We start from the raw sequence: 23336 nt of genomic DNA on the forward strand, positions 1-23336 counted from the left end.
GGCCGGGGGGGCCGGGGGGGGGGGGGCACCCCGCCCATCCGGTCCCCCGCCCCTCCGTCGTGTCCTCCGCCCTGAACCTGCGGCGCCGTTCCCGGGGGCTCCGCCCCCGGACCCCCGCGCCTCAAACGCCGGCGGGGCTGGAATGGGCGTACGTTTCAGCCCGCGGCGGCGATCGGGCCGGGGCCCGGGGCCTGGCGGAGTTCGGCGGACCTGCGGCGCATCCGGGCCAGGATCACCCGGCGCTCGGCGGCGGTGAGGCCGCCCCAGACTCCGTACGGCTCGGGCTGGAGCAGTGCGTGCTCCCGGCAGGCGACCATCACCGGGCAGCGCGCACAGACGCGCTTGGCGGCCTCCTCGCGGGAGAGCCGGGCCGCGGTCGGCTCCTTCGACGGCGCGAAGAAGAGCCCCGCCTCGTCCCGGCGGCACACCGCCTCCGCGTGCCAGGGACCGTCCTCTTCCCGCGACGGGGTCCGCGGCTTCGGCACGGCCGGCGCCGCACGCCCCTGAAGAGTCTGGACGGCGGCTGCCTGCAGGGACTGATGCGGCGGATGCGGCACGGTCTACTCCTGACGACGTATACGCGAGCGAGACGCGAGCGAGAGACGATGCACCTGTCCCTACCCGCTGTACGCGCCCCTATGCACCGCGCACTACCGGCCGCGCGGCCTTCGTCCGAAACGTGCCCCTGCCGCCGGGGCGCTCACACCCCGCTCGGCGCCCAGCCCGGATCACGCCCCAGGTAGGCCAGCAGCGACCCGGCCGGGTCGGCTTCGGGCGAGGGCCCACCGGGCAGCGCCGGGCCGTAGGCGAAGCCCCTCAGGGGCTCGGCGAGGGCTTCCGCGGCGGGCCGCAGGGCGCGGGCCAGGTCCGCGGGGAGCGGGGACGGCTGCCCGGTGGCCACGGCGATGTCCCAGGCGTGCACGGCGGCGTCCAGGGCGGCCGCGCCGACGGCCGTCTCGGCGGACACCGTGAACGGGGGCAGCGGCACCGCGACCTCGGCGGTACCGGGTACGACCCCGGCGAAGGCCTCGGCGGCCGCGGCGAGTGCGGGCTCCAGCAGCTGCGCCGGGGCGCCGCTCAGGGCGCCGGACGGCGCGAACGGGTCCTCGGCCGGGCCGGGGCCGCCGGTGAGACGGGAGGCGTAGGCGAGCTGGTCACCGGCGGCGTGCTGGAGGACCTGGGTGACGTTCCACTGATCGCATGGCGTCGGCAGGTCCCAGCCGTGGGCCGGCACCGCGGCGACGGTGGCGCGAAGTGCTTCGTGTGCCTGGTCGAGCAGATCCCACTTGGATACGGTCATGCGCCGGATCCTACGAGAGTCCGCGCGGCCGAATCCCGTTGTTTCCAGGGCGTGTTGGGAAACCGAGGAGCCCGGGAAACGGAACCGGGCTCAGCCGCCGGGCCGCTTGCGCAGCTTGTGCGCCAGGTCGACGAGGCGGGCGCCGCGCTTGGGGCGGGCCTCGATGTTGCCGAGCAGGGCGAAGCCGCGGACGATCACCACGGGGGCCTGCGGGTCGGGCTCCCCGCGGCTCTCGCCGCGCACCTCGAAGTTGCCGAGGACCCCGCTGCCGTAGCCGCGCAGGGTGACGTTCTCCGGGACCCGGATCTCCACGTTGCCCAGTACACAGGTCACGTTGATCTCGGTGACCTGCTGCTCGAAGACGGCCTCGGTGAGGTCGATCTCGATGTCGCCCATGACCGAAACCGCGCGGGTGTGCGCGCCCGGCCGCCAGCGGCCCTTGCGGGAGGCGCTGCTGCACACGGCGACGACGTTCTCCGCGTAGCCCGCGGGAACGGCCGCTCCGACGGCTCCGGCCCCGTACGCGGCCGCAGGGTGCCCGGTGCCGGGCGCGGGCAGGTCCCGTACGAGGACCTCCAGCTCGTCGACCGTCTTGAGCTCGTACAGCGAGTCCAGGCGCTCCGAGTGCTCCTCGGGGTTCAGCCGGCCCTCGGCGAGGGCGTCGGCGAGCCTCTGCGCGATCCGGTCCCGGTCCGCGTCGGAGGCGCGCAGGCCGGGCGCGGCGGAGGCGGGGGCGGCGGGGTGCTTTTCCAGGTCCACGTCGGCCAGCATAGCGAGACACGATAGATCGCGATACTCCTGAGTGGCGTGGAACGGGCCCCGAGTGAGCCTTACCTCACAACCACGGCCGCGTCGAGAGGTCCTACGCTTGATGACCGCGCTGCCAAATGGTCGCCAGCGCTGTCTGCCGAGTGAGGAATGGCTACCCAAATGCCGGAGTTCGCGTACACCGACCTGCTGCCCCTGGGCGAGGACACCACCCCCTACCGGCTGGTGACCGCCGAGGGCGTGTCCACCTTCGAGGCGGACGGCCGTACGTTCCTCAAGGTCGAGCCGGAGGCGCTGCGCAAGCTCGCCGAAGAGGCGATCCACGACATCCAGCACTTCCTGCGCCCCGCGCACCTCGCGCAGCTGCGCCGCATCATCGACGACCCCGAGGCCTCCTCGAACGACAAGTTCGTCGCCCTCGACCTGCTCAAGAACGCGAACATCGCGGCGGCCGGCGTCCTGCCGATGTGCCAGGACACGGGCACGGCGATCGTGATGGGCAAGCGCGGCCAGAACGTCCTCACCGAGGGCGGCGACGAGGCGGCGCTCTCGCGCGGCATCTACGACGCGTACACCCGCCTGAACCTGCGCTACTCGCAGATGGCCCCGATCACCATGTGGGAGGAGAAGAACACCGGCTCGAACCTGCCCGCGCAGATCGAGCTCTACGCGACCGACGGCGGCGCGTACAAGTTCCTCTTCATGGCCAAGGGCGGCGGCTCGGCCAACAAGTCCTTCCTCTACCAGGAGACGAAGGCGGTCCTCAACGAGGCCTCCATGATGAAGTTCCTGGAGGAGAAGATCCGTTCGCTCGGCACGGCGGCCTGCCCGCCCTACCACCTGGCGATCGTGGTCGGCGGCACCTCGGCCGAGCACGCGCTGAAGACCGCGAAGTACGCCTCCGCGCACTACCTGGACGAGCTGCCCACCGAGGGCTCCCCGCTGGGCCACGGCTTCCGCGACCTCGACCTCGAACAGCAGGTCTTCGAGCTCACCCAGAAGATCGGCATCGGCGCGCAGTTCGGCGGCAAGTACTTCTGCCACGACGTCCGCGTCGTCCGCCTCCCCCGCCACGGCGCCTCCCTCCCGGTCGCCATCGCGGTCTCCTGCTCCGCGGACCGCCAGGCGGTCGCGAAGATCACCGCCGAGGGCGTCTTCCTGGAGCAGCTGGAGACGGACCCGGCCCGCTTCCTGCCGGACACCACGGACTCCCACCTGGACGAGTCCTCGGACGTGGTCTCCATCGACCTGAACCAGCCGATGGAGTCGATCCTCGCGACCCTCACCCAGCACCCGGTCAAGACCCGCCTGTCCCTGACCGGCCCGCTGGTCGTGGCGCGCGACATCGCGCACGCCAAGATCAAGGAGCGGCTGGACGCGGGCGAGGGCATGCCGCAGTACCTGAAGGACCACCCGGTCTACTACGCGGGCCCCGCGAAGACCCCCGAGGGCTACGCCTCCGGCTCCTTCGGCCCGACCACGGCCGGCCGCATGGACAGCTACGTCGAGCAGTTCCAGGCGGCGGGCGGCTCGAAGGTCATGCTGGCCAAGGGCAACCGCTCGCAGCAGGTCACGGACGCGTGCGGCTCGCACGGCGGCTTCTACCTCGGCTCGATCGGCGGCCCGGCCGCGCGCCTGGCCCAGGACTGCATCAAGAAGGTCGAGGTCCTGGAGTACGAGGAGCTCGGCATGGAGGCGGTCTGGAAGATCGAGGTGGAGGACTTCCCGGCCTTCATCGTCGTGGACGACAAGGGCAACGACTTCTTCCAGAACCCGGCGCCGGAGCCGACGTTCACGCACATCCCGGTGCGCGGCCCGGGCCTGTAGCGCAAGATCCGCCGGGGGCGCGCCGAGTGCGTCGCCCCCGGCGCGATGCGCGGGCCGGGCTCGGCAGCGCGCTGAACCCGTTCGGCCAGGAGGGCAGGGACATGCACACCCAGAGCACCCCGTTCCGGTTGAAGACGCGGCAGGGCGGGGAGAAGCGTCCGGTTCGCCGGATCATCTGGGAGGGGACGTCCCCGGAGTGGGGCGAGATCACGGTTGCCGCGCTGCCCCCTGTGCACGACGACGTCCGCGCCACCGAGGTCACCGGCGGCCACGTCCCCACGGCCGTCTTCGAGTCCCGCGGCATCCAGGTGATGATCACCGAGCGTCCGACGCTCAACGGGCCGTCGCTGCGCGTCGGGGACGCCGTGGTGTACCTCGAGCGGAACCGGTGGGCGGCCACGCACCGGGGCCGCGGCCTGCACATGAGGTTCGGCGGCGACAAGTACCGGCTGTGGGCGGTCGACAAGCGGGAGTACGTCCTCAGGCGCGAGGCGGACAACGAGGACCGAGGGGTCACCGTCAGGGTCAAGGAATCCGGCATCGCCAAGTGGAAGCACATCGATGTGAGCGCGACGGGCCGCGCCCTCGGGTCCGACATCGCGCTCGCCCTCGTCTTCTCCGGGGTGGACCGGTCCGTACTCACCCGTCGGGGTGCCGTGCGCGCGGGCTTCTCACGGATCTTCCACGTGGCGGCGGACGCCTCCATGGGGTGATCGTCGGCCGAGCCCGGCCGGGCGCGAGTCTCCGGGCTCCTCCCCCGTTCGGGGGAGGAGCCCTCGCGCATCTCCGCCCATCGGCAGATGGCAGGCGGGCGGGCTCCCGGCGAGGCTGTTTCTCGTACCCAAACAGCCCACGCACAACGGGAGTTCACCGTGAAGAGCCGCACCCGCACCCGCGCCATCGTCCTCGCCGGGACCGCCGCCGCCCTCGTGGCGTCGCTGGTCGCGGCGGGCCCCGCCCCGGCGGCGCCGGCCGCACCGGCCGCACCGGCCGCACCGGCCGCGTCGAGGCTCGCCTCCGTCCACGGGGGCGGCACGATCTTCTTCCCCTACTCCGCGAAGGACGACATCCGCTTCACGGTCGACGCCGAGTCCACCCCGTGGAGCAAGCCGTACCCGGCGCCGGGCCCCGAGAAGGGCCTGCCGACGGACGCCCGGGGCCGGGTGACCATCTACCACCACTTCAAGGAGTCCGGCTTCATCGGCACCGGCGAGGCGGAGGTGGACTGCCTGGTCACGGGTGGCAGGACCGCCACCCTGACCGCCGTGGTCAAGACCTCGAACGTCGCCGGCTGGGAGGGCAAGCGGATCGGCATCAGCGTCCAGGACGGGCAGCGCGGCGAACCGGACCGCCTCGGCTTCTCCTGGGCCGTCGCCAACCTCGACGTGAAGCCGGACGGCACGGTGGCGGAGGCAACCGTGGGCACCTGCATGGCCCCGGCCCCCTTCACCGAGGTCACCAAGGGCAACTTCAAGGTCAACCCGGCCCCGCTGTCCCCTCTGCCGAAGTGAGCATCCGCGCCTCGACCGGGGTGGCCTCGATGCCGTGTTCCCGGGCCGCGATCAGCTCCGGGAGCGTGAGGCCGTACAACTCCCGGACGGCCTTGAGCGGCAGACCGTCCGGACCGCCGACGGCGAGGCGTACCGCGCCCTCCTCGGCGAGGATCCGCTCGCGGACCCAGGGTGGCGGAGGGCCCCAGCCTCCGCCGCACGCGATGAATCCGTAAGCGGTGCACTCCTGCGACTCCTCCCACCGGAGCCTGCCGCCGACGATGCGCTGCCAGGCCTCGAAGCGGCAGGACTCGCAGGGGTCGCAGGGGTGCAATTTCGCGAACTGTTCAACCATCGCTGCAGCATGCGGTACGGAACCCCCCACCGCATCGGGTTAACGTCGGACACATGAACCGGCAGTCCACGCTTCCCACCGCCCGCGCCATCCGCGTGGTCGCCCACCGTGGGGCCTCCCACGAGCACCCCGAGCACACCATGGCCGCCTACCGGCAGGCCATCGCCGACGGGGCCGACGCGCTCGAGTGCGACGTGCGGCTCACCGCCGATCGGAAGCTGGTGTGCGTGCACGACCGGCGGGTGGAGCGGACCTCCGACGGGCGGGGGGTGGTCTCCACGATGACGTACGCCGAGCTCGCCGCGCTCGACTTCGGGCGGTGGAAGGGCGAGGAGCACGCCGGGGCGCGGGTGCTGCTCTTCGAGGACCTGCTGCGGGAGGCGCTGGCGGCGGAGCGGCCCGTCGGGCTCGCCGTGGAGACCAAGCACCCGTCGCGGGCCGGCGGCCGGCTGGAGGTGGAGCTGGCGCGGATGCTCCGGGAGTACGGGCTCGCGGACGGGGCGTCGGGCCGCGTCGAGGTGATGAGCTTCTCCCGGAACGCGCTGACGCGGATGCACCGGCTCGCGCCCGGGCTGCCGACCGTCTACCTGATCGAGCGGACGCTGCGGCCGGTACGGCCTCCGTTCGCGACCCACGCGGGGCCGGGCATCGACCTGGTGCGGCGGGATCCGGGGCTGGTGGGCCGGCTGAAGGCCAAGGGGCTGCGGGTGCGCGTGTGGACCGTGGACGAGCCCGAGGACGTGGAGCTGTGCGTGCGGCTCGGCGTGGACACGATCATCACCAACCGGCCGCGGGAGGTCCGAAAGCTCCTGGACTCCCGCTGAGCGGTGGCCGCCGACGGGACCGTGCGGCCATCACCGGGCGAGCGTGCCACAGGAGTTGGAGACACCCGGCCGGGGTGCGCCGGCCGGGTGTGGGGGGTCGCGTGGGGTCTGGCGGGGGTGCTGCCGGGTTACGTGAAGCGCTGGTTCGCCGAGCCGTTGCACGGCTGCAGGCGCAGCGGGTCGTGGGCGGCGGCGACCGTCAGGCACATGCCCTGGGCGGCCGCGGGGCGGATGGTGGCGCCGTCGCGGACGAACTGCTGGTTCGCTCCGCCGTGGCAGTTCCAGAGGATCAGGCCGGTGCCGGCCCCGTACTTGGCGCCGGGGGCGTCGAGGCAGCGGTCGTGGGTGAGCTCGATGTGGACCGACTTGCGTGCCGTGTCGTACCACCAGCCCTGGTTGCGTCCGCCGTGGCAGTCCCAGCCGAGGACCGCCGTCTCATTGGCGCTGGAGCCGCCCTTCGCGTCGAGGCAGTTGCCGGTGGCCTCGTTCTTCAGGGGTGCGTAGAGGGAGTCCCAGGCGCCGGCCTGGAGGACTGGGGTGCCGGTGCTTGCGGGGTCGGCGCAGGAGGCCTCGCGCAGGCCGGAGTTGTAGAGCTGGGTCAGACAGGACGCGAACGCGCCGTGGCCCCGGTAGTTGGGGTGGAAGGACTGGCGGGTGGTGTTCTCGTCCCACGGGAAGTGGTCGCCGAGGTCGAGGTAGAGGCCGCGGGCCCAGGTGTCCTCCATGCAGACCTCGTGGCCGTGGAAGAGGCGGGAGTTGTCGAGGAAGATCGCGCCCGAGTTGCGGGCGGCTTCGCGCATGCCCTTCTCGAAGGCGGGCACGGCGTAGTTGCGGCCCCAGGTGGCGTCGGAGTCGTAGCCCGCGCAGCCTCCGGGGAGCTTGCCGGGGAAGTTCGGGTTGTCGTAGAAGTCGGGGCCGATGGGGCTGGGGTAGCCCATGACGACGAGCTTGTAGTCGGAGTCGGCGTACCCGGCGTCGCGCATGACCTTCTTGAGGTCCCCGACCGTGGCCTCGACCTTGGGCTTCAGCCCGTCGACGCGCGCCTGCCAGCCGGGGCCGTACTTGGGCTCGCAGGTGCCCTGGCTGAGCACCCAGCGGGTGACGCAGTCGGTCATGACCGGGCCGAACTGGAGGTCGTCGTTGGCGCCGGCGACCAGCAGCACCATCTTGATCTTCGTGTTGCGGGCCTTGATGGCGAGGCTGTCGCTCTGCACCAGCTCGTCGGCGTACTGCTTGCTCCCGCCGATGCGGATGTTGCCGGTGTACCCGCCGGAGCAGGCGACGTTGAAGGTCAGGTCGGCGGGGATTGCGGTGCGGTGGATCGCCGAGTCGGGCGAGCGGTGGCATTGGTTGGACGAGGTGTTGGTCGCGGGGTCGTAGTTGCCGACGCCCTCGCCCGAAATCTCGCTGTCACCGAGCGAGATCAAGCCGGTCTTGCGTTCCGCGAGCGGGCGGATGGCCGGGTCGCCGTAGATCTTGGTGGCTTCCGCCGCGCGGATGGCCTCCAGCTCGGGCGACAGCGCCGTGACGGCCCCCGCCGTGGTCCCCGCCGTGGTCGCGGCCTGGGCCATCGGGGTGATGGCGGTGACGCCCCCGAGGGCGGCCGCGATCGCCGCGACCGCGGCGAAGGTAGATCTGAGCATGGGTTTCGTACGTGCACGTGCCATGGACGCCTCCCCGGCTGTCAGTGTTACCCCCGGTATTTACTGGCCGGTAGGGGAGTTGGGAACACTTCGAACAAGACAATTGCTCAACTTTCTGAGGAGGCCACGAAGATGACCGACGACCAGCAGGCCGAAGCGTTCCGGATCGAGCACGACTCCATGGGCGACGTACGGGTCCCCGCGCGCGCCAAATGGCGTGCGCAGACCCAGCGCGCGGTGGAGAACTTCCCGATCTCCGGGCAGCGCCTGGAGAGCGCCCACATCGAGGCGCTCGCCCGCATCAAGGCCGCGGCCGCCATGGTGAACGCGCGGCTCGGCGTCGTGGACGAGGACATCGCCGCGGCGATCCGGTCCGCCGCCGCCGAGGTCGCGGACGGCCGCTGGGACGACCACTTCCCCGTGGACGTCTTCCAGACCGGCTCCGGGACCTCGTCCAACATGAACGCCAACGAGGTGATCGCCACCCTGGCCACCGAGCGCATGGACGGCGTGCAGGTCCACCCCAACGACCACGTCAACGCCTCGCAGAGCTCCAACGACGTCTTCCCGTCCTCCATCCACATCGCCGCCACCGCCGCCGTCACCCACGACCTGGTCCCGGCCCTGCGGCACCTGGAGATCGTCCTGGAACGCAAGGCCGCCGAGTTCGAGCACGTGGTCAAGGCCGGGCGGACGCACCTGATGGACGCCACCCCCGTCACCCTGGGCCAGGAGTTCGGCGGGTACGCGGCCCAGGTCCGCTACGGCATCGAGCGGCTGCACGCGGCCCTGCCGCGGCTCGCGGAGCTGCCGCTGGGCGGCACGGCGGTGGGCACCGGGATCAACACCCCGCCCGGGTTCTCCGCGGCGGTGATCGCCGAGGTGGCCGCCGCGACCGGGCTGCCGCTGACCGAGGCCCGCGACCATTTCGAGGCCCAGGGGGCGCGGGACGCGCTGGTGGAGACCTCGGGCATGCTCCGCACGATCGCCGTCTCGCTCACCAAGATCTGCAACGACCTGCGCTGGATGGCCTCCGGGCCGCGCACGGGATTGGCCGAAATCAACCTCCCGGATCTCCAGCCGGGCTCCTCGATCATGCCCGGCAAGGTGAACCCGGTGGTCCCGGAAGCCGTGCTGATGGTCGCCGCGCAGGTGATGGGGAACGACGCGACCGTCGCCGTGGCGGGCGCCGCCGGGAACTTCGAGCTCAACGTGATGCTGCCGGTGATGGCGAGGAACCTGCTCGAATCGATCCGGCTGCTCGCGGGCGCGAGCCGCCTGCTGGCGGACCGCACGGTCGAGGGGATCACCGCCAACACCGCCCGGGCCAGGGAGTACGCCGAGTCCTCGCCCTCCGTGGTGACCCCGCTGAACCGCTACATCGGCTACGAGGAGGCCGCCAAGGTCGCCAAGAGGTCCCTCGCGGAACGCAAGACGATCAGGGAGGTCGTCCTGGAGTCCGGCTTCGTGGACCGCGGCGACCTCACCCTGGAGCAGTTGGACGAGGCCCTGGACGTGCTGCGGATGACGCACCCCTGAGACGGGGTGCCGAGGGCTCGGGGAGGGGCCGGATTCGGTCGTTTACCGTCCCCGACCCCCTCCGTGACCTGCACCGCAGCGGGCGCCGGCGCCCCCGCCCTAAGATCTGCGCATGACAGGTACCTTCCGGCCCGAGAGCGATGGCGCGGCGCACGACGTGCGCTGGGCGCCCGGGGAGCAGATCCTCTGGCGCTACCGCGACCACGCGCCCGGGCCGAAGGGCCGGGTGCACATCTGCCGCCCGGTGACCGTCGTGCGGGACACCGAGGACCTGCTGGCCGTCTGGATGGCCCCGGGCACCGAGTGCGTCAAGCCGGTGCTGGCCGACGGCACGCCCGTGCACGAGGAGCCGCTCGCCACCCGCTACACCGCGCCGCGGACCACCGTGCGGTCGCGCTGGTTCGGCGCGGGCGTGCTCAAGCTGGCCCGGCCCGGGGAGCCGTGGTCGGTGTGGCTGTTCTGGGAGCACGGCTGGCGGTTCAAGAGCTGGTACGTGAACCTGGAGTCGCCGCGGACCCGGTGGTCCGGCGGGGTCGACTCCGAGGACCACTTCCTCGACATCTCCGTCTACCCCGACCGCACGTGGAAGTGGCGGGACGAGGACGAGTTCGCGCAGGCGCAGCAGTCCGGGCTGATGGACTCGGAGCAGGCCGAGCTGGTGCTGGCGGCGGGGCACGACGCGGTCGACCTGATCAAGGCGTGGGGGCCGCCGTTCTGCGACGGCTGGGAGGACTGGCGGCCGGATCCGGCATGGACGGTTCCGGTCCTGCCCGAGGATTGGGACCGCACCCCGGCGCATATGACCTCATGAGACCCTTGATGCGCCCCCGGGGTTCAAACGTAGGATCGTTCTCCGCGAGGTCGCAGCGCTGGCGGTGCGGGTGGGCCGCGGATCCGTAAGTGTCGTGTTACGCGCGGTACTTGACCGGAGGTCGAGGCAGGGCGAGAAGTAACGAGGGGGACCCGGAAGCGCGGGGCGATGGTGCCGCGGCCGCTGAGCGGGTATACCGCGACTGACCGAGTTGAGTGCAGCGCACATCGAGCGCAAACGGACGGAATTCCACGCGTGACGGAGTACCCCACCTCCCAGGAGGGCCCGCAGCCCGTCGCCTCCGGCGGAGGTACGGACGAGCCCGGCCACGGCAAGGCGCCGATCGCCGCCGAGGCCGTACGCACGCATGCCCCGGGCACGGGCGCCGGCCCGGCGGTGGAGGCCGCGGCCCGCTCCGCGGCGGGCCCCGCCGCGAGCGCCGGACTCCCCCGCCCGCGGGGCAAGGCGGCCGCCTCCGCCGACGTACCGCCGACGGCCGACCCCGGCCGGGCCCGTGCGCGGGACGGCGCGGCCGCGCGCAACGCGGCGGGCGCCGAGCAGCCCCGCGCGCGCGAGGAGGGCGAGGGCCCGGCCGGCGAAGGCGACGGTCCCGCCCGGGGCGGCAAGGGTGCGGCACGGGACGGGGCGGCCGCACGCAATGCCGCCCGGGCCCACCGCGTGCGCGGCGAGGACACCGGGCACGGCGCGGTTCCGCGCGCCCGCGGGGAGGGCGGCGCCGGGGACGGCGACGACACGACCCGCCGGCTCGCCGACGCCGACGCACCGCGCCCGCGCGGAGAGGGCGGCGACACGGCCGGGGACGGCAAGGGCGGGACAACCGGCGGGGAGGTTTCGGCCGCACGGCGGGAAGGGGACCGGCTGCGGTTCGTCGGGGCCGCCACGCGGCGGATCGCCCGCGGCATCGACCTCGACGAGATCGTGCTCGGACTGTGCCGGGCCACCGTCCCGACCTTCTCCGACGCGATCCTCGTCTACCTGCGCGACCCGCTTCCCGTCGGCGACGAGCGCCCCGTCGGCCCGGTCGTTTTAAGGCTGCGCCGCACCGACCGGCTCCGGCCGATCGACGACCTGGGCACGGTCGAGGGCGCCGGGGCCGCGGGGGCCGCCGGCGAACTCGACTTCAGTCAGCTCCCGCTGCTCGGCCCGCAGGGTGACCTGCCCGCGGCCGAGCTGTGCGAGATCCGCTCCGGCGGCCCGCTCGCCGAGGTGCTGCGCGGTGTACGGCCCGTGTTCGGGTCCGCCGCAGGCGCCAAGGAGGCCCTGGCGGAGCTGCTCGGCTCGGAGCACCCGGTGCCGCGCGGCAACCGGGCCGTTCTCGCGCCCCTGCGCGGCCGCCGCCGGGTGATCGGCGCGGCCGTGTTCCTGCGCAGCCCGGAACGGCCCGCCTTCGAGCAGAACGACCTGCTGGTCGCCGCCCAGCTGGCCACGCACACCGCGCTCGGCATCGACAAGGCCGTGCTGTACGGCCGCGAGGCGTACATCGCGGACGAGCTCCAGCGCACCATGCTGCCCGACAGCCTGCCCCAGCCCACCGGGGTGCGGCTCGCCTCGCGCTACCTGCCGGCCGCCGAGACGGCCCGGGTCGGCGGGGACTGGTACGACGCCATACCGCTGCCCGGCAGCCGGGTCGCACTGGTCGTCGGCGACGTCATGGGCCACTCCATGACCTCGGCCGCGATCATGGGCCAGCTCCGTACGACGGCCCAGACCCTGGCGCAGCTGGACCTGCCCCCGGCCGAGGTGCTGCACCACCTCGACGAGCAGGCGCAGCGCCTCGGCTCGGACCGCATGGCCACCTGCCTGTACGCCGTCTACGACCCGGTCTCGCACCGGATCACCATCGCCAACGCCGGCCACCCGCCGCCGGTGCTCCTGCACCTCGGCGGTCGCGCCGAGGTGCTCCGCGTACCGCCGGGCGCCCCCATCGGCGTCGGCGGCGTGGACTTCGAGGCCGTGGAGCTGGACGCCCCCGCCGGGGCGACGCTGCTGCTCTACACCGACGGCCTGGTGGAGTCCCGGCTGCGGGACGTGTGGACCGGCATCGAGCTGCTCCGCGAGCGCCTGGCCACCACCGCGCAGCTGACCGGCCTGGACCACCCGCCGCCGCTGGAGGCCCTGTGCGACGACGTGCTGGACATGCTCGGTCCGGGGGACCGGGACGACGACATCGCGCTGCTCGCGGCGCGGTTCGACGGGATCGCGCCCAGTGACGTCGCGTACTGGTTCCTGGACCCGGAGGAGACGGCGCCGGGCCGGGCCCGCCGGTTCGCGCGCCGCGCGCTGACCCGCTGGGGCCTGGAGGAGCTGAGCGATTCCCTCGAACTGCTGGTCAGCGAGGTCGTCACCAATGCCGTGCGGTACGCGGAGCGGCCCGTGACGCTGCGGCTGCTGCGGACGGACGTACTGCGCTGCGAGGTCGGCGACGACTCCCCTCAGCTGCCCCGCCAGCGCCGGGCGCGGGACACGGACGAGGGCGGACGCGGCCTGTTCCTGGTCAACCGGATGGCCCGGCGCTGGGGTGCGACGCGGCTGAGCAGCGGCAAGGTCGTCTGGTTCGAGCTGCCGCTGCCGGGGCCGCACGAGCGCCGCTGAGAAGGCCTCCGCAGAGCCTCTGGAAGGCTCCGAGAACGAAAGAACCGCCGCCCGCGTCCTGCGCGGGCGGCGGTTCTGCCGTTAGGGGCCTACTGGGGCTGCTGCTGCGGAACCACCGGCGGGTCCGGCGGCTTGGGGCCGTTCGACTTGGTCGGGACCGGGCTCGTGCTCGGCGACTGGCTCGGGGTCGGCGACTTCGTGCCGCTCTTGGTCGGCGTCGGCGACGGCGACTGGTTCCCCGGCGCGCTGCTGCTGCCCGAGGGGGTGGACGAGGGGGTCGTCGACTGGGTCGGGGAGGCGCTGCGGGTCGGGGCCTGCGTGGCGCCCATCTCCGCTTCCTTCAGGTCGAACTCGTCCGTGTCCACGCCCTTGAGGGCGGCGAGGGTGTACGTCTTCCAGATCGCGGCGGGGAAGCTGGATCCACCCGCACGGCCACCGCCGGCGGTACCGGTCAGGGTGACCTGTGTGTGGGTGCCGGGCTCCTCGCCGAACATCGCGACGACGGTGACCAGTTCGGGCGTGAACCCGGTGAACCAGGCGGCGGTGTTCTTCTCGGCGGTGCCGGTCTTGCCGGCGGCCTCGTAGGCGCTGCTGCGGACCTTGTTGCCGGAGCCGCCGTCGTCGTTGACGACGCCGGTGAGGACCTTGGTGACCGTGTCGGCGGTCTTGCGGGTGATGGCCTGGGCGCCGATGGCCTGGCGGGGGGCGAACTCGCGGTCCTTGTGCTCGGCCTTCCCGATGATGGTCGGGGTGACCTTCTTGCCATGGTTGTCGAAGGTGGCGTAGACGCCCGCCATCTCCACAGTGCTGGCACCCATGGTGCCGAGCGACATGGCCGGCTGGTCCGCCGGCCAGCCGTCACGGTCCTTCATGCCCATCGACAGGGCCGTCTTCTTCACCTTCTCCGGGCCGACGTCCACGATCATCTGTGCGTAGACGGAGTTCACGGAGAAGTCGGTCGCCTCCTGGACCGTGATCAACGGGTTGCCGAAGTTCCTCTGGTCCTGATTCTCCGGAGCGAAGGGAACCTTGCTGCCCTTCACCGACCGCTTGCTGGTGCCGTCGTACAGGGTGTTCGGGGTGATCGGCTTGCCGTCCTGCGTGTTGGAGGTGTTCTGCAGGGCGGAGGCGAGCACGATCGGCTTGAAGGTCGAGCCGGGCTGGTAGTCGGTGCGCAGGGCGTTGCTCTGGTCCTTCTCCGCCAGGCCCTGGCCGCCGTACATCGCGACGATGGCACCGGTCTTGGGGTCCACCGAGGTGGCGCCGGCCTGGACGCTCTGGTCCACGGGGCGGTTCTTGGTGTCCTTGCGGTCGAGCTTGGACTCCAGCTCCTCGTTGACGGCGTCCTCCAGCGCCTTCTGCTTCTTCGGATCGATGTTGAGCACGATGTTCCAGCCACCGGCGTTGATCTCCGCGTCGGTGATGTTCTGCTCGTTCATCTCGTCGTTGGCCGCCTGGATCAGGTAGCCCTTCTGGCCGTCCATGCCCGGGCGGGGCTTGGGCTTGATGGGCGGCGGGAGCGTCATGGTCTTGCGCTTGGCCGGGTCGAGCTTGCCCATCTCGACCATGTTGTCGAGGACCGCGTTGAAACGGATGTTGACGAGCCTCGTGCCGTTGGGGCCGGCGGTCGCCAGGTCGTACTGGCTGGGGGCCTGGATGACGGCGGCGAGGTACGCGCCCTGCTCCAGCGTGAGCTTGTCGACGTCGACACCGTAGAAGGCCTGGGCCGCGGCCTGGATCCCGTACGCGTTGCGGCCGTAGAAGTTGGTGTTCAGGTAGCCGACGAGGATGTCGTCCTTCTCCATGCGCTGGTCGACCTTGAGGGAGATCACCAGCTCCCGGAGCTTGCGGACCGCCGACTGGTCCTGCGTCAGGTAGTAGTTCTTGACGTACTGCTGGGTGATCGTCGAGCCACCGGCCGTGCCCTTGCCGCGCACCGTGTTGAACAGGCCCTGGGCCACGCCCTTCACGGAGATGCCGCTGTCCTTGTAGAAGGACTTGTTCTCGATGGCGATGAAGGCGGTGCGGACGTCTTCCGGGATCTTGTCGATCGAGACGATCTCGCGGTTCATCGTCCCGGTGCGGGCCATGATCGTGCCGTCCGCGTACCGGTAGGTGTTGCTCTGGAGCGTGGCGCTCTTGTTCGGGTCGGGTTCCTCCACCAAGAAGTAGAGGACGATCGCCGTGGCCATCATGAGCAGCATCAGACCGAAGAAGGCCCCGAGGACCTTCTTCCAGGTGAAGAAGCGGCGTATGCCGGTTCGTTTGCCGCCGCTCCCGCCTCCCTTGGCGGGCTTCCCGCGCCCGCTCGGCGCACGCCGCGCACTGGGCTGCTGTTGCGCCCTACGCGCTTCTGCTCGGCTCATCGCTCCCGCTCCGCTCGATTTCCCCCGACACGTCAGCTCAGAAAGCTAACACCGCAGGCTGTGACAAAGGTTGGCCAACCGTCACCAATACCGGTCAAATCGGACGTGAGAATCAGCACCCACGCCACAGGAACCGACGCACATGGGGCCCGAAGGGTTGCCGTACCGCGAAAAAGTGATATCACTTTGCTAAGCGGCCCGATCGGCCGCGACCAAGAGAAACGGGGCAGATCATGACGAACGCAGCGAGCTCACCGGCCGTGGCGTCGGACGGCGTACGGGAATTCAGCGCGCGCAGCGTGGGCGGCGGCCTGGCGCTGCTGCTCGGTCTGGCCGGCATCCTGGCCGGGGCGGGTCTGATAGCGACCGGCGCGGTCCTGACGGCCGCCGCGGCCAAGGCCCTGCTGATAGCGGGCGGCATCCTGCTGACCCTCGCCTCCGTCGTCGCGATGAGCGGGCTCAACACCGTCGCCCCCGGCGAGGCCCGGGTGGTCCAGCTGTTCGGCCGCTACCGGGGGACGATCCGCACGGACGGACTGCGCTGGGTCAACCCGCTGACCTCCCGGGAGAAGATCTCCACCCGGGTGCGCAACCACGAGACGGCCGTCCTGAAGGTCAACGACGCCTACGGCAACCCGATCGAGCTGGCGGCGGTCGTGGTGTGGCGGGTCGAGGACACCGCCCGGGCCGTCTTCGAGGTCGAGGACTTCACGGAGTTCGTCGAGACCCAGACCGAGGCGGCGGTGCGGCACATCGCGATCGAGTACCCCTACGACTCCCACGACGAGGGCGGGCTGTCCCTGCGGGAGAACGCCGAGGAGATCACCGAGAAGCTCGCGGCCGAGCTGCACGCCCGGGTGGACGCGGCCGGGGTGAGCATCATCGAGTCCCGCTTCACGCATCTCGCGTACGCTCCGGAGATCGCCTCCGCGATGCTCCAGCGCCAGCAGGCCGGCGCGGTCGTGGCGGCCCGCAAGCAGATCGTGGAAGGTGCGGTGGGCATGGTCGAACTGGCCCTCACCCGCCTGGCGGAGGAGGAGATCGTGGACCTGGACCCGGAGCGCAAGGCCGCCATGGTCTCGAACCTGATGGTGGTCCTGTGCGGTGACCGCGCCGCGCAGCCGGTCGTCAACACGGGCACCCTCTACCAGTGACCCGGCCCGAGCCCTCCCGCCGGGACGGCGGCCCGGACCGGCCGACACCCCCGGCCGGGGAGCCCGCCGCCGGGGCCTCCGGAGCCGCCGGAGCCCCCGCGGCCGCGGGCTCGAAGAAGCAGGCGGCGCGCAAGCAGGTGCTGCTGCGGCTGGACCCGCAGGTGTACGACGCGCTGGCGCGGTGGGCGGGCGAGGAACTGCGCAGCGCGAACGCGCAGATCGAGTTCCTGCTGCGCCGCGCGCTGTCCGAGGCCGGCCGGCTGCCCTCCTCCCCGGGGCCCATCCCCCGCCGCGGCCGCCCCCGTAACGCACCTGATTCCTGAGGCGTTTCCGCCGGAATTCCACGGCGTGTGCCACCGGTCCGCCTCGGCACGACTGGATACGCTCACCGCGTCATATACGGCCGCTCACCCAATTCGAGGCGCGTATGAATCTGACCAGTGGGAAGACATTCGGGAGACGGCGGGCGGCCCGGAAAGCGGCCACGGTGACCGCGGTGCTCGCCGCGTGCTCCGGACTCGCCTGGGCGGCGGTGTCCCTCACCAGCAGTACGCACACGGACGCCAAACGGCCCGAGGCCTGCACCTACACACCCACCGGCAACGGCGCCAAGTCGGTCGGGGTGCCGTCCTTCGACGCCATGGCCGCGCGGCGCCCGTTCATGCTCGTCATCTCCACCAGCGAGGGCCCGATCACCATTCAGGCACTCAACAGCCAGGCGCCGTGCACCACCAATTCGTTCGCTTATCTTGCCGGGAAGAAATACTTCGACGGCAGTAAATGCCACCGCCTCACGACGGCGGGTATTTTCGTACTGGAATGCGGCGACCCCGCCGGACTGGGGACCTCCGACCCCGGTTACTCGTATCCGAACGAGAACCGGCAGGGGGCCACCTATCCGGCGGGCACGGTGGCCGTCTCCAAGGCCCAGCCGGGACGGAACGGCGCGCAGTTCTTCATCACTTACGCCGACCCGGTCCTCAAGATGGCGCCCGAGTGGACGCCGTTCGGCAAGGTCATCGACGGGCTGGAAGTGGTGGAGAAGTTCGCCGCGAAGGGGACGGCGAACGGCAAGCCCGACGGCGCGCCCAAGGAGCCCGTCGTCATCAACTCGCTCAAGGTGCAGTACCCGAGGCACTGAGCGCGGAACGGGTGCCACGTGGCCGTGGCGGTCACGTGGCACCCGTGTGTTCGCCGGCGTCCGGCGGCTAGTCCGTGCGGGTCAGCAGGATGAAGCCGTGCTTGTCGTACACCGTGCTGTACCCCCGTGCGCGGGCCGCTTCGACGGCACGGTCCTGCTGCATGTGGTTGTACGGCCATTGCATCGCCGGGGTCACCTCGGTGTCGACCATGATCCATTCCGGGTTGGGGCGGCTGTCCCCCCAGCCGTGCAGGCTGACGCTGGTGCGGTCGGCCAGGTGGGGCACCAGATAGTGACCGGCCTGGACCGTGGCACCGTCCGGGATCATGTCCATCACCATGTGGGCCTCCGCCGTGCGGGGATGGTTGGCCCAGGTGTCCGGCTTGACCAGCTGCCAGAAGGCGAAGTGCGGCAGCAGCAGCAAGGTGACCGCCGCGCAGCCCGCCAGAGAGCGGTACAGGCCGCGGCCGCTCGCACCCCGCCGGTGCAGGGCGTCGACGAAGGCCACGAAGACGATCGGCATGACGAGCAGCGAGTAGTGGTAGCCGGTGCCCCAGTGCGCCGAGTAGTCCGAGGAGAGGCGCCACAGCACGGACGGCACCAGGATCAGGGCGAGCGGCGAACGCAGGGCCAGGAAGAGGGTCGGGGCCAGGATGTAGAAGATGGTCGTGACCTTCTCGCGCGGCGTGATGAGGCCGAGCGTCATCCGTTCGACGGAGCCCAGGAAGCCTCCGTCCGACTGCACCGCGCCGGCGGCCGCGCCGGTGTTGGGGTTGTGGGAGGCGAAGTAGCCGTCGAACCCGCCCGGATGGAAGGAACTCAGCACCAGCAGGGACAGGCCGAGCGCCGCCACGCCGGCCGCGGCGATCAGCAGCCCCGCCCTGCGGTTGCCCCGGCCCGCCCGCCAGGCGATGACGGCGCCGATCGCGGCCACGGTGAGACCGAGGTCCTCCTTCACCAGGAGGAGGGGCAGCGCCCAGGCAGCGGCCGCGCGCAGCCGGCCGGCACTGAGGGCCGTGAGGGAGAGCGTGAGCAGCGGGACGCCGAAGGCCCACTCGTGGAAGTCGGATTCGAGTCCGCTGGCGAGGCCCCACGAGAGGCCGTAGCAGACGCCGATGACCGCGGCGGCGGGGGCGCCCAGCGCGCGACGGGCCCACAAGGCCAGGGGCACCACGCTGCCGGCGACCAGCGCAGCCTGCGCGACGAGCAGCATCTTGACCGAGGGCCACAGCCAGTACAGCGGTGCCAGCACGGCCAGGATGGGCGAGAAGTGGTCGCCCAGGACCGGGAAGTCCGGGCCCTTGACCTCCGAGACCGGCAGGTGCCAGCCCGCGTAGGAGCGCACGACCTGGACGAAGATCGCCAGGTCGAAGCTGCGCGAGGCCAGACGATCGTGGACGGACAGGGAAAGGACCGAGTAGCCGAAGAACAACGCCCCCGCCATGGCCCAGATCCACCATGTGCGTTCGGGGCGGTCTTCCGGGGGCGGCTCCGGCGCCGTCTGTTCCTCGGTGCCTGTCTGCTGCGGTGGAAGCGTGGCGGCAGTGCCGGTGGGTGCTTGCATGAACCCGCAAGATGCCGGCAACGCCAGGCTTCGGGGCCGGAGTTGCGTTCCGGGTGGGCCGATTCCCTTCGGATGGCGCACGCCGAGGGGTATACCCCCCACGTATACATCGAGCGTATACACACGGTGTAGAGTCACCGGCATGTCCATCGGTCACACGCTCCTCGGCCTCCTGGAGGCCGGCCCGCGCCACGGCTACGACCTCAAGCGGGCCTTCGACGAAAAGTTCGGCCACGACCGCCCCCTCGCCTACGGGCAGGTCTACTCGACCATGTCCCGCCTCCTGAAGAACGGCCTCGTCGAGGTCGAGGGGATCGAGAGCGGCGCCGGGCCCGACCGCAAGCGGTACACCATCACCGACGCCGGCATCACCGACGTCGAGGCCTGGCTCTCGCAACCCGAGAAACCCGAGCCGTACCTGCACTCGGTGCTCTACACCAAGGTCGTCCTCGCCCTGCTCACCGGCCGTAGCGCCCAGGAACTCCTGGACACCCAGCGCTCCGAGCACCTGCGCCTGATGCGTGTCCTCACCCGGCGCAAGCGCGACGGCGACCTCGCGGACCAACTGGTCTGCGACCACGCCCTGTTCCATCTGGAAGCGGACCTGCGGTGGCTCGAACTCGCCGCGGCCCGCCTCGACCAGCTCTCCCGGGAGGTACGCAAGTGACCCCGTCCGGCACCCTGCTCAGCGCCACGGGCCTCCACATGGCGTACGGCACCACCAAGGCCCTCGACGGCGCCGGGTTCTCCGTCCACGCCGGCGAGGTCGTCGCCCTCATCGGCCCCTCCGGCTCCGGCAAGTCCACCCTGCTGCACTGCCTCGCCGGGATCATCACCCCCGACTCCGGCACCATCACCTACGCCGGACGCCGGCTCTCCGCCATGAACGACGCGGAGCGCAGCGCCCTGCGCCGCAGCGAGTTCGGCTTCGTCTTCCAGTTCGGCCGGCTCGTCCCCGAGCTGACCTGCGTGGAGAACGTCGCCCTCCCGCTGCGCCTCGCCGGCGTGAAGCGCAAGGAGGCCGAACGCACCGCCCTGCAGTGGCTGGAGCAGCTCCAGGTCGACGATGTGCGCGGCAAGCGCCCCGGCGAGGTGTCCGGCGGCCAGGGCCAGCGCGTCGCCGTCGCCCGCGCCCTCGTCACCGGACCCCGGGTGGTCTTCGCCGACGAGCCCACCGGCGCCCTCGACTCCCTCAGCGGCGAACTGGTGATGCGGCTGCTCACGGACGCCGCCCGGTCCAGCGGCGCCGCGGTGGTGCTCGTCACGCACGAGACCCGCGTGGCCGCCTACTCCGACCGCGAGATCGTCGTACGCGACGGGAAGTCCCGCGACCTGGAGTGGGTCGCATGAGCGCGCTCCGGACATGGCTCCGCGATCTGGGCATGGGCGTCCGCTTCGCCTTCGGCGGCGGCCGCGAGGGCTGGACCCGCACGCTGCTCACGGGTGTGGGCGTCGGTCTCGGCGTCGCACTGCTGCTGATCAGCACCGCGATCCCGGGCGCGCTGGCCGCCCGCGGCGACCGCGGGGACGCACGCGCCTTCACATCCACGCCCACCGGTACGGGACCCGGCCGGGGCACGCTGCTCCTCGCCGGCGCGAACCAGATGTACAAGGGCAAGGACGTCGACGGCAGGTTCCTCCGGGCCGAGGCCGCCGACGCGCCCGTGCCCCCCGGCCTCGAATCGGTGCCCGCCCCCGGGGAGATGGCCGTCTCCCCCGCGCTGAAGCGCCTGCTGGCCTCGGCGGACGGGGCGCTCCTGCGCGAGCGGTTCGACGCCTGGAAGATCACGCAGGTCATCGGCGACGCCGGACTGACCGGTCCGAGCGAGCTCTACTACTACGCGGGCAAGGGCGACCTGACGGTCGACGGCCCCCCGGGCCACCGGGCCGAGCGCGTCTCCGGCTTCAGTACGCACGTGGAGCGCGACCGGCTCGACCCGGTGCTGATGCTCCTGGTCGTCCTGACCTTCGTGGCCCTGCTGACTCCCGTCGCCGTGTTCATCGCCACCGCCGTCCGCTTCGGCGGGGAGGCCCGCGACCGGCGGCTCGCCGCGCTACGACTGGTCGGTGCCGACGGCCGGATGGTCCGCCGGATCGCGGCCGGCGAGGCGCTGGCCGGTTCCGTGATCGGACTCGGGCTGGGCGCGGGCTTCTTCCTGATCGGCCGTCGGCTGGTCGGCGGCGTGACCCTCCAGCAGCACAGCGTCTTCCCCGCCGACCTCGACCCCGGCGTGGGACTGGCCGCACTGGTCGCCCTGGCGGTGCCCGCCTCGGCCGTGGCCGTGGCCCTGTTCGCCCTGCGCGGTGTGGTCATCGAGCCGCTGGGCGTGGTCCGCGCCACCGCGCCGCGCAGGCGCCGGATCTGGTGGCGGCTGCTGCTGCCGCTCGGCGGGATCGGCCTGCTGGCCCCGATGGCCGGACGCGGCAACCGGCCCGGGGACTTCAACCAGTGGCAGGTCAGCGGGGGTGTGGTGCTGCTGCTGACCGGGATCACCGTCCTGCTGCCCTGGCTGCTGGAACGTGTCGTCGGCCGGCTCTCCGGCGGTCCGGTGTCCTGGCAGCTGGCCGTGCGCCGCCTCCAGGCCGGCAGCGGCGGCGCGGCGCGCCTGGTCAACGGCATCGCGGTCGCGGTCGCCGGGGCCATCGCCCTCCAGATGCTCTTCGCGGGCGTCGAGGGCGACTACACGAGGCAGACCGGGCAGGACCCGTCCCGCTCGGCGTTCTCGGTGATCATGCCCGCGGGCGACCGGGCCGCGGTCGACGCCGTCGCCGAGCGGCTCTCCCGGGCCGAGGGCGTCGCCAAGACCGTCGCACCCGCCTCCTTCAAGGCCGCGCACCGGATTCCCTCGGGCCAGGACCGGATCCCCGTGACCGCCGGGAGCTGCGAGACCCTGCGCGAGTTCGCGTCCATCGACACCTGCCAGGACGGCGACGCCTTCGTGATCACGGACTCCCCCGCCCTGAAGGGCGGGGTGCCCCAGCCCATGGCGAAGCCCGGCGACACCCTCTGGGTCGGCCCCGGCGTGAGCCGCGGGGACAACTCGACCGCCCCGGCGGGCGAAGCCGAACCCACCCAGTGGACCTTCCCGGCCGGCGCACGCGCGGTCGCCGGGCGCCCGGACCCGACGGGCGTGCGGCACGCCGGGCTGCTGGTGACCCTCTCGGTCGCGCCGAAGACCATGGCCGAGAGCCTCACCCCCCACGTATACGTGCAGCTCGACCCGTCCGTGCCGGACGCCATGGAAAGGGCTCGGACGGCCGCTTTCAAGGCGGCGCCGCTCTCCACGGTCATGACGTTCCGGTACACCGAACAGGACGACGCCTACGCCGCGATCCGCACCGGGCTGTTCTTCGGCGCGACCGCCGTGCTGATCCTGATCGGCACCAGCCTGCTGGTCTCGCAGCTGGAGCAGCTGCGCGAACGCAGGAAGCTGCTGTCGGCCCTGGTCGCCTTCGGTACGAAGCGCTCCACGCTGAGCCTGTCGGTGCTGTGGCAGACGGCCCTGCCGATCGGGCTGGGCCTGGCTCTGGCCTCGGTGGCGGGGGTGGGGCTGGGGGCGGTCCTGATGCGGATGACCGGCCGGTCGGTCCGGATCGACTGGGCGTCGGTGGCCGCGATGACCGGCACGGGCGCGGCCCTGGTGGCGTTGGTGACCCTCCTCAGCCTCCCGCCCCTCCTCCGCCTGATGCGTCCCGACGGCCTGCGGACGGAATAGGCCGGGCCCCGGCGCCTCGCACTCCCCCGGCTACCGCTGGGGGCCCCTGGCGGCGCCTGCGAGCGGAGCTCAGCCGAATCCGCAGGTGCGGCGCCGCTGCGGGGGCTCCGCCCCCGAGCCCCCGCGCCTCAAACGCCGGCGGGGCTGACTTTGCCCCGGCCGGGCTGGATTGCCGGGCTGGGCAATCCAGCCGAAATCCAGCCTCGCCGGCGTTTGAGGCGCGGG

General features: G+C 72.0%; 20 protein-coding genes. 13 read left to right on the top strand and 7 right to left on the bottom strand.

Features of this window, described 5'->3' with window-relative positions; translation table 11 throughout:
* Positions 1-155: 155 nt before the first annotated feature.
* The 3 genes from ACIQ5Y_RS39055 to ACIQ5Y_RS39065 all read right to left on the bottom strand — a co-directional run bounded on the left by ACIQ5Y_RS39055 (position 156) and on the right by ACIQ5Y_RS39065 (position 2059).
* Positions 156-557, bottom strand: a complete 402-nt coding sequence (locus tag ACIQ5Y_RS39055; protein ID WP_403892058.1) for a WhiB family transcriptional regulator — start codon at positions 555-557, stop codon at positions 156-158.
* Between the two features lie 143 nt (positions 558-700).
* Positions 701-1300, bottom strand: a complete 600-nt coding sequence (locus ACIQ5Y_RS39060; RefSeq protein WP_403892060.1) for a TIGR03086 family metal-binding protein — start codon at positions 1298-1300, stop codon at positions 701-703.
* A gap of 90 nt (positions 1301-1390) precedes the next feature.
* A complete protein-coding gene (locus tag ACIQ5Y_RS39065) occupies positions 1391-2059 on the bottom strand; it encodes a DUF1707 domain-containing protein (RefSeq protein WP_403892063.1) in 669 nt (222 codons plus the stop codon).
* Positions 2060-2230: 171 nt separating this feature from the next.
* Between ACIQ5Y_RS39065 and ACIQ5Y_RS39070 the strand changes: the two genes are divergently transcribed.
* The 3 genes from ACIQ5Y_RS39070 to ACIQ5Y_RS39080 all read left to right on the top strand — a co-directional run bounded on the left by ACIQ5Y_RS39070 (position 2231) and on the right by ACIQ5Y_RS39080 (position 5406).
* Positions 2231-3895, top strand: a complete 1665-nt coding sequence (locus ACIQ5Y_RS39070) for a fumarate hydratase (RefSeq protein WP_403892066.1) — start codon at positions 2231-2233, stop codon at positions 3893-3895.
* A gap of 101 nt (positions 3896-3996) precedes the next feature.
* Positions 3997-4608 (top strand): hypothetical protein, encoded by a 612-nt coding sequence (locus ACIQ5Y_RS39075; RefSeq protein ID WP_403892069.1) that lies wholly within the window; start codon positions 3997-3999, stop codon positions 4606-4608.
* 159 nt (positions 4609-4767) lie between these two features.
* Entirely contained in the window at positions 4768-5406 is a 639-nt protein-coding gene (locus ACIQ5Y_RS39080) for a hypothetical protein (protein ID WP_403892072.1), read from the top strand.
* Here the strand turns inward: ACIQ5Y_RS39080 and ACIQ5Y_RS39085 are convergent.
* Positions 5372-5740 carry a hypothetical protein gene (locus ACIQ5Y_RS39085; RefSeq protein WP_403892075.1) on the bottom strand — a complete coding sequence of 123 codons (369 nt, stop codon included), beginning with the start codon at positions 5738-5740 and terminating at the stop codon, positions 5372-5374. The two genes, ACIQ5Y_RS39080 and ACIQ5Y_RS39085, sit on opposite strands and share 35 nt — an antisense overlap.
* A gap of 53 nt (positions 5741-5793) precedes the next feature.
* On the opposite strand from ACIQ5Y_RS39085, the gene ACIQ5Y_RS39090 reads away from it, so the two are divergent.
* Positions 5794-6564, top strand: coding sequence for a glycerophosphodiester phosphodiesterase (locus ACIQ5Y_RS39090; protein ID WP_403892078.1), 771 nt, complete (start codon positions 5794-5796; stop codon positions 6562-6564).
* Positions 6565-6692: 128 nt separating this feature from the next.
* Here the strand turns inward: ACIQ5Y_RS39090 and ACIQ5Y_RS39095 are convergent, their stop codons facing one another.
* The gene (locus ACIQ5Y_RS39095; protein WP_403892081.1) at positions 6693-8231 is read right to left on the bottom strand and encodes a ricin-type beta-trefoil lectin domain protein; all 1539 of its coding nucleotides are present in this window, start codon (positions 8229-8231) and stop codon (positions 6693-6695) included.
* Positions 8232-8339: 108 nt separating this feature from the next.
* Between ACIQ5Y_RS39095 and ACIQ5Y_RS39100 the strand changes: the two genes are divergently transcribed.
* From ACIQ5Y_RS39100 to ACIQ5Y_RS39110, 3 genes are all read left to right on the top strand, one after another.
* Positions 8340-9746: a class II fumarate hydratase gene (locus tag ACIQ5Y_RS39100; protein WP_403892084.1), complete on the top strand. Its 1407-nt coding sequence runs from the start codon at positions 8340-8342 to the stop codon at positions 9744-9746.
* Between the two features lie 112 nt (positions 9747-9858).
* The gene (locus ACIQ5Y_RS39105) at positions 9859-10557 is read left to right on the top strand and encodes a DUF402 domain-containing protein (RefSeq protein WP_403892087.1); all 699 of its coding nucleotides are present in this window, start codon (positions 9859-9861) and stop codon (positions 10555-10557) included.
* 396 nt (positions 10558-10953) lie between these two features.
* Positions 10954-13170, top strand: coding sequence for a SpoIIE family protein phosphatase (locus tag ACIQ5Y_RS39110; RefSeq protein ID WP_403892111.1), 2217 nt, complete (start codon positions 10954-10956; stop codon positions 13168-13170).
* Between the two features lie 89 nt (positions 13171-13259).
* Here ACIQ5Y_RS39110 and ACIQ5Y_RS39115 read toward each other — a convergent pair whose 3' ends face one another.
* On the bottom strand, positions 13260-15536 hold the full coding sequence (locus ACIQ5Y_RS39115) for a transglycosylase domain-containing protein (RefSeq protein ID WP_403892090.1): 2277 nt from the start codon (positions 15534-15536) through the stop codon (positions 13260-13262).
* Between the two features lie 233 nt (positions 15537-15769).
* Here ACIQ5Y_RS39115 and ACIQ5Y_RS39120 point away from each other — a divergent pair, with 233 nt between their 5' ends.
* The 3 genes from ACIQ5Y_RS39120 (at position 15770) to ACIQ5Y_RS39130 (ending at position 17831) form a co-directional block, all read left to right on the top strand.
* Positions 15770-16690 carry an SPFH domain-containing protein gene (locus ACIQ5Y_RS39120; RefSeq protein ID WP_403892093.1) on the top strand — a complete coding sequence of 307 codons (921 nt, stop codon included), beginning with the start codon at positions 15770-15772 and terminating at the stop codon, positions 16688-16690.
* Positions 16687-17013 carry an AT hook motif protein gene (locus tag ACIQ5Y_RS39125; protein ID WP_403892096.1) on the top strand — a complete coding sequence of 109 codons (327 nt, stop codon included), beginning with the start codon at positions 16687-16689 and terminating at the stop codon, positions 17011-17013. The genes ACIQ5Y_RS39120 and ACIQ5Y_RS39125 overlap by 4 nt, the downstream gene beginning before the upstream one ends.
* A gap of 164 nt (positions 17014-17177) precedes the next feature.
* Positions 17178-17831, top strand: coding sequence for a peptidylprolyl isomerase (locus ACIQ5Y_RS39130; protein WP_403892099.1), 654 nt, complete (start codon positions 17178-17180; stop codon positions 17829-17831).
* Between the two features lie 67 nt (positions 17832-17898).
* Here the strand turns inward: ACIQ5Y_RS39130 and ACIQ5Y_RS39135 are convergent, their stop codons facing one another.
* Positions 17899-19275 (bottom strand): DUF2079 domain-containing protein, encoded by a 1377-nt coding sequence (locus ACIQ5Y_RS39135; RefSeq protein WP_403892101.1) that lies wholly within the window; start codon positions 19273-19275, stop codon positions 17899-17901.
* Between the two features lie 262 nt (positions 19276-19537).
* Here ACIQ5Y_RS39135 and ACIQ5Y_RS39140 point away from each other — a divergent pair, with 262 nt between their 5' ends.
* Genes ACIQ5Y_RS39140 through ACIQ5Y_RS39150 form a run of 3 tightly spaced genes read left to right on the top strand, consistent with a single transcriptional unit; the run spans position 19538 to position 23111 of the window.
* Positions 19538-20062, top strand: coding sequence for a PadR family transcriptional regulator (locus tag ACIQ5Y_RS39140; protein WP_403892104.1), 525 nt, complete (start codon positions 19538-19540; stop codon positions 20060-20062).
* 38 nt (positions 20063-20100) lie between these two features.
* Positions 20101-20745 carry an ABC transporter ATP-binding protein gene (locus ACIQ5Y_RS39145; RefSeq protein ID WP_403892113.1) on the top strand — a complete coding sequence of 215 codons (645 nt, stop codon included), beginning with the start codon at positions 20101-20103 and terminating at the stop codon, positions 20743-20745.
* Complete coding sequence (locus tag ACIQ5Y_RS39150; protein ID WP_403892107.1) at positions 20742-23111, top strand: ABC transporter permease; 2370 nt, start codon at positions 20742-20744, stop codon at positions 23109-23111. The genes ACIQ5Y_RS39145 and ACIQ5Y_RS39150 overlap by 4 nt, the downstream gene beginning before the upstream one ends.
* The last annotated feature ends 225 nt before the right edge of the window (positions 23112-23336 follow it).

The organism is Streptomyces sp. NPDC096339 (assembly GCF_044762985.1).
Classification (GTDB): domain Bacteria; phylum Actinomycetota; class Actinomycetes; order Streptomycetales; family Streptomycetaceae; genus Streptomyces.

Excerpts from the sequence above, each read along its gene's own strand:
- ACIQ5Y_RS39060 (WP_403892060.1), bottom strand. The coding sequence starts at position 1,300 with ATGACCGTATCCAAGTGGGATCTGCTCGACCAGGCACACGAAGCACTT.
- ACIQ5Y_RS39070 (WP_403892066.1), top strand. The coding sequence starts at position 2,231 with ATGCCGGAGTTCGCGTACACCGACCTGCTGCCCCTGGGCGAGGACACC.
- ACIQ5Y_RS39075 (WP_403892069.1), top strand. The coding sequence starts at position 3,997 with ATGCACACCCAGAGCACCCCGTTCCGGTTGAAGACGCGGCAGGGCGGG.
- ACIQ5Y_RS39085 (WP_403892075.1), bottom strand. The coding sequence starts at position 5,740 with ATGGTTGAACAGTTCGCGAAATTGCACCCCTGCGACCCCTGCGAGTCC.
- ACIQ5Y_RS39090 (WP_403892078.1), top strand. The coding sequence starts at position 5,794 with ATGAACCGGCAGTCCACGCTTCCCACCGCCCGCGCCATCCGCGTGGTC.
- ACIQ5Y_RS39095 (WP_403892081.1), bottom strand. The coding sequence starts at position 8,231 with ATGGCACGTGCACGTACGAAACCCATGCTCAGATCTACCTTCGCCGCG.
- ACIQ5Y_RS39100 (WP_403892084.1), top strand. The coding sequence starts at position 8,340 with ATGACCGACGACCAGCAGGCCGAAGCGTTCCGGATCGAGCACGACTCC.
- ACIQ5Y_RS39105 (WP_403892087.1), top strand. The coding sequence starts at position 9,859 with ATGACAGGTACCTTCCGGCCCGAGAGCGATGGCGCGGCGCACGACGTG.
- ACIQ5Y_RS39115 (WP_403892090.1), bottom strand. The coding sequence starts at position 15,536 with ATGAGCCGAGCAGAAGCGCGTAGGGCGCAACAGCAGCCCAGTGCGCGG.
- ACIQ5Y_RS39120 (WP_403892093.1), top strand. The coding sequence starts at position 15,770 with ATGACGAACGCAGCGAGCTCACCGGCCGTGGCGTCGGACGGCGTACGG.
- ACIQ5Y_RS39135 (WP_403892101.1), bottom strand. The coding sequence starts at position 19,275 with ATGGCGGGGGCGTTGTTCTTCGGCTACTCGGTCCTTTCCCTGTCCGTC.
- ACIQ5Y_RS39140 (WP_403892104.1), top strand. The coding sequence starts at position 19,538 with ATGTCCATCGGTCACACGCTCCTCGGCCTCCTGGAGGCCGGCCCGCGC.
- ACIQ5Y_RS39145 (WP_403892113.1), top strand. The coding sequence starts at position 20,101 with ATGGCGTACGGCACCACCAAGGCCCTCGACGGCGCCGGGTTCTCCGTC.
- ACIQ5Y_RS39150 (WP_403892107.1), top strand. The coding sequence starts at position 20,742 with ATGAGCGCGCTCCGGACATGGCTCCGCGATCTGGGCATGGGCGTCCGC.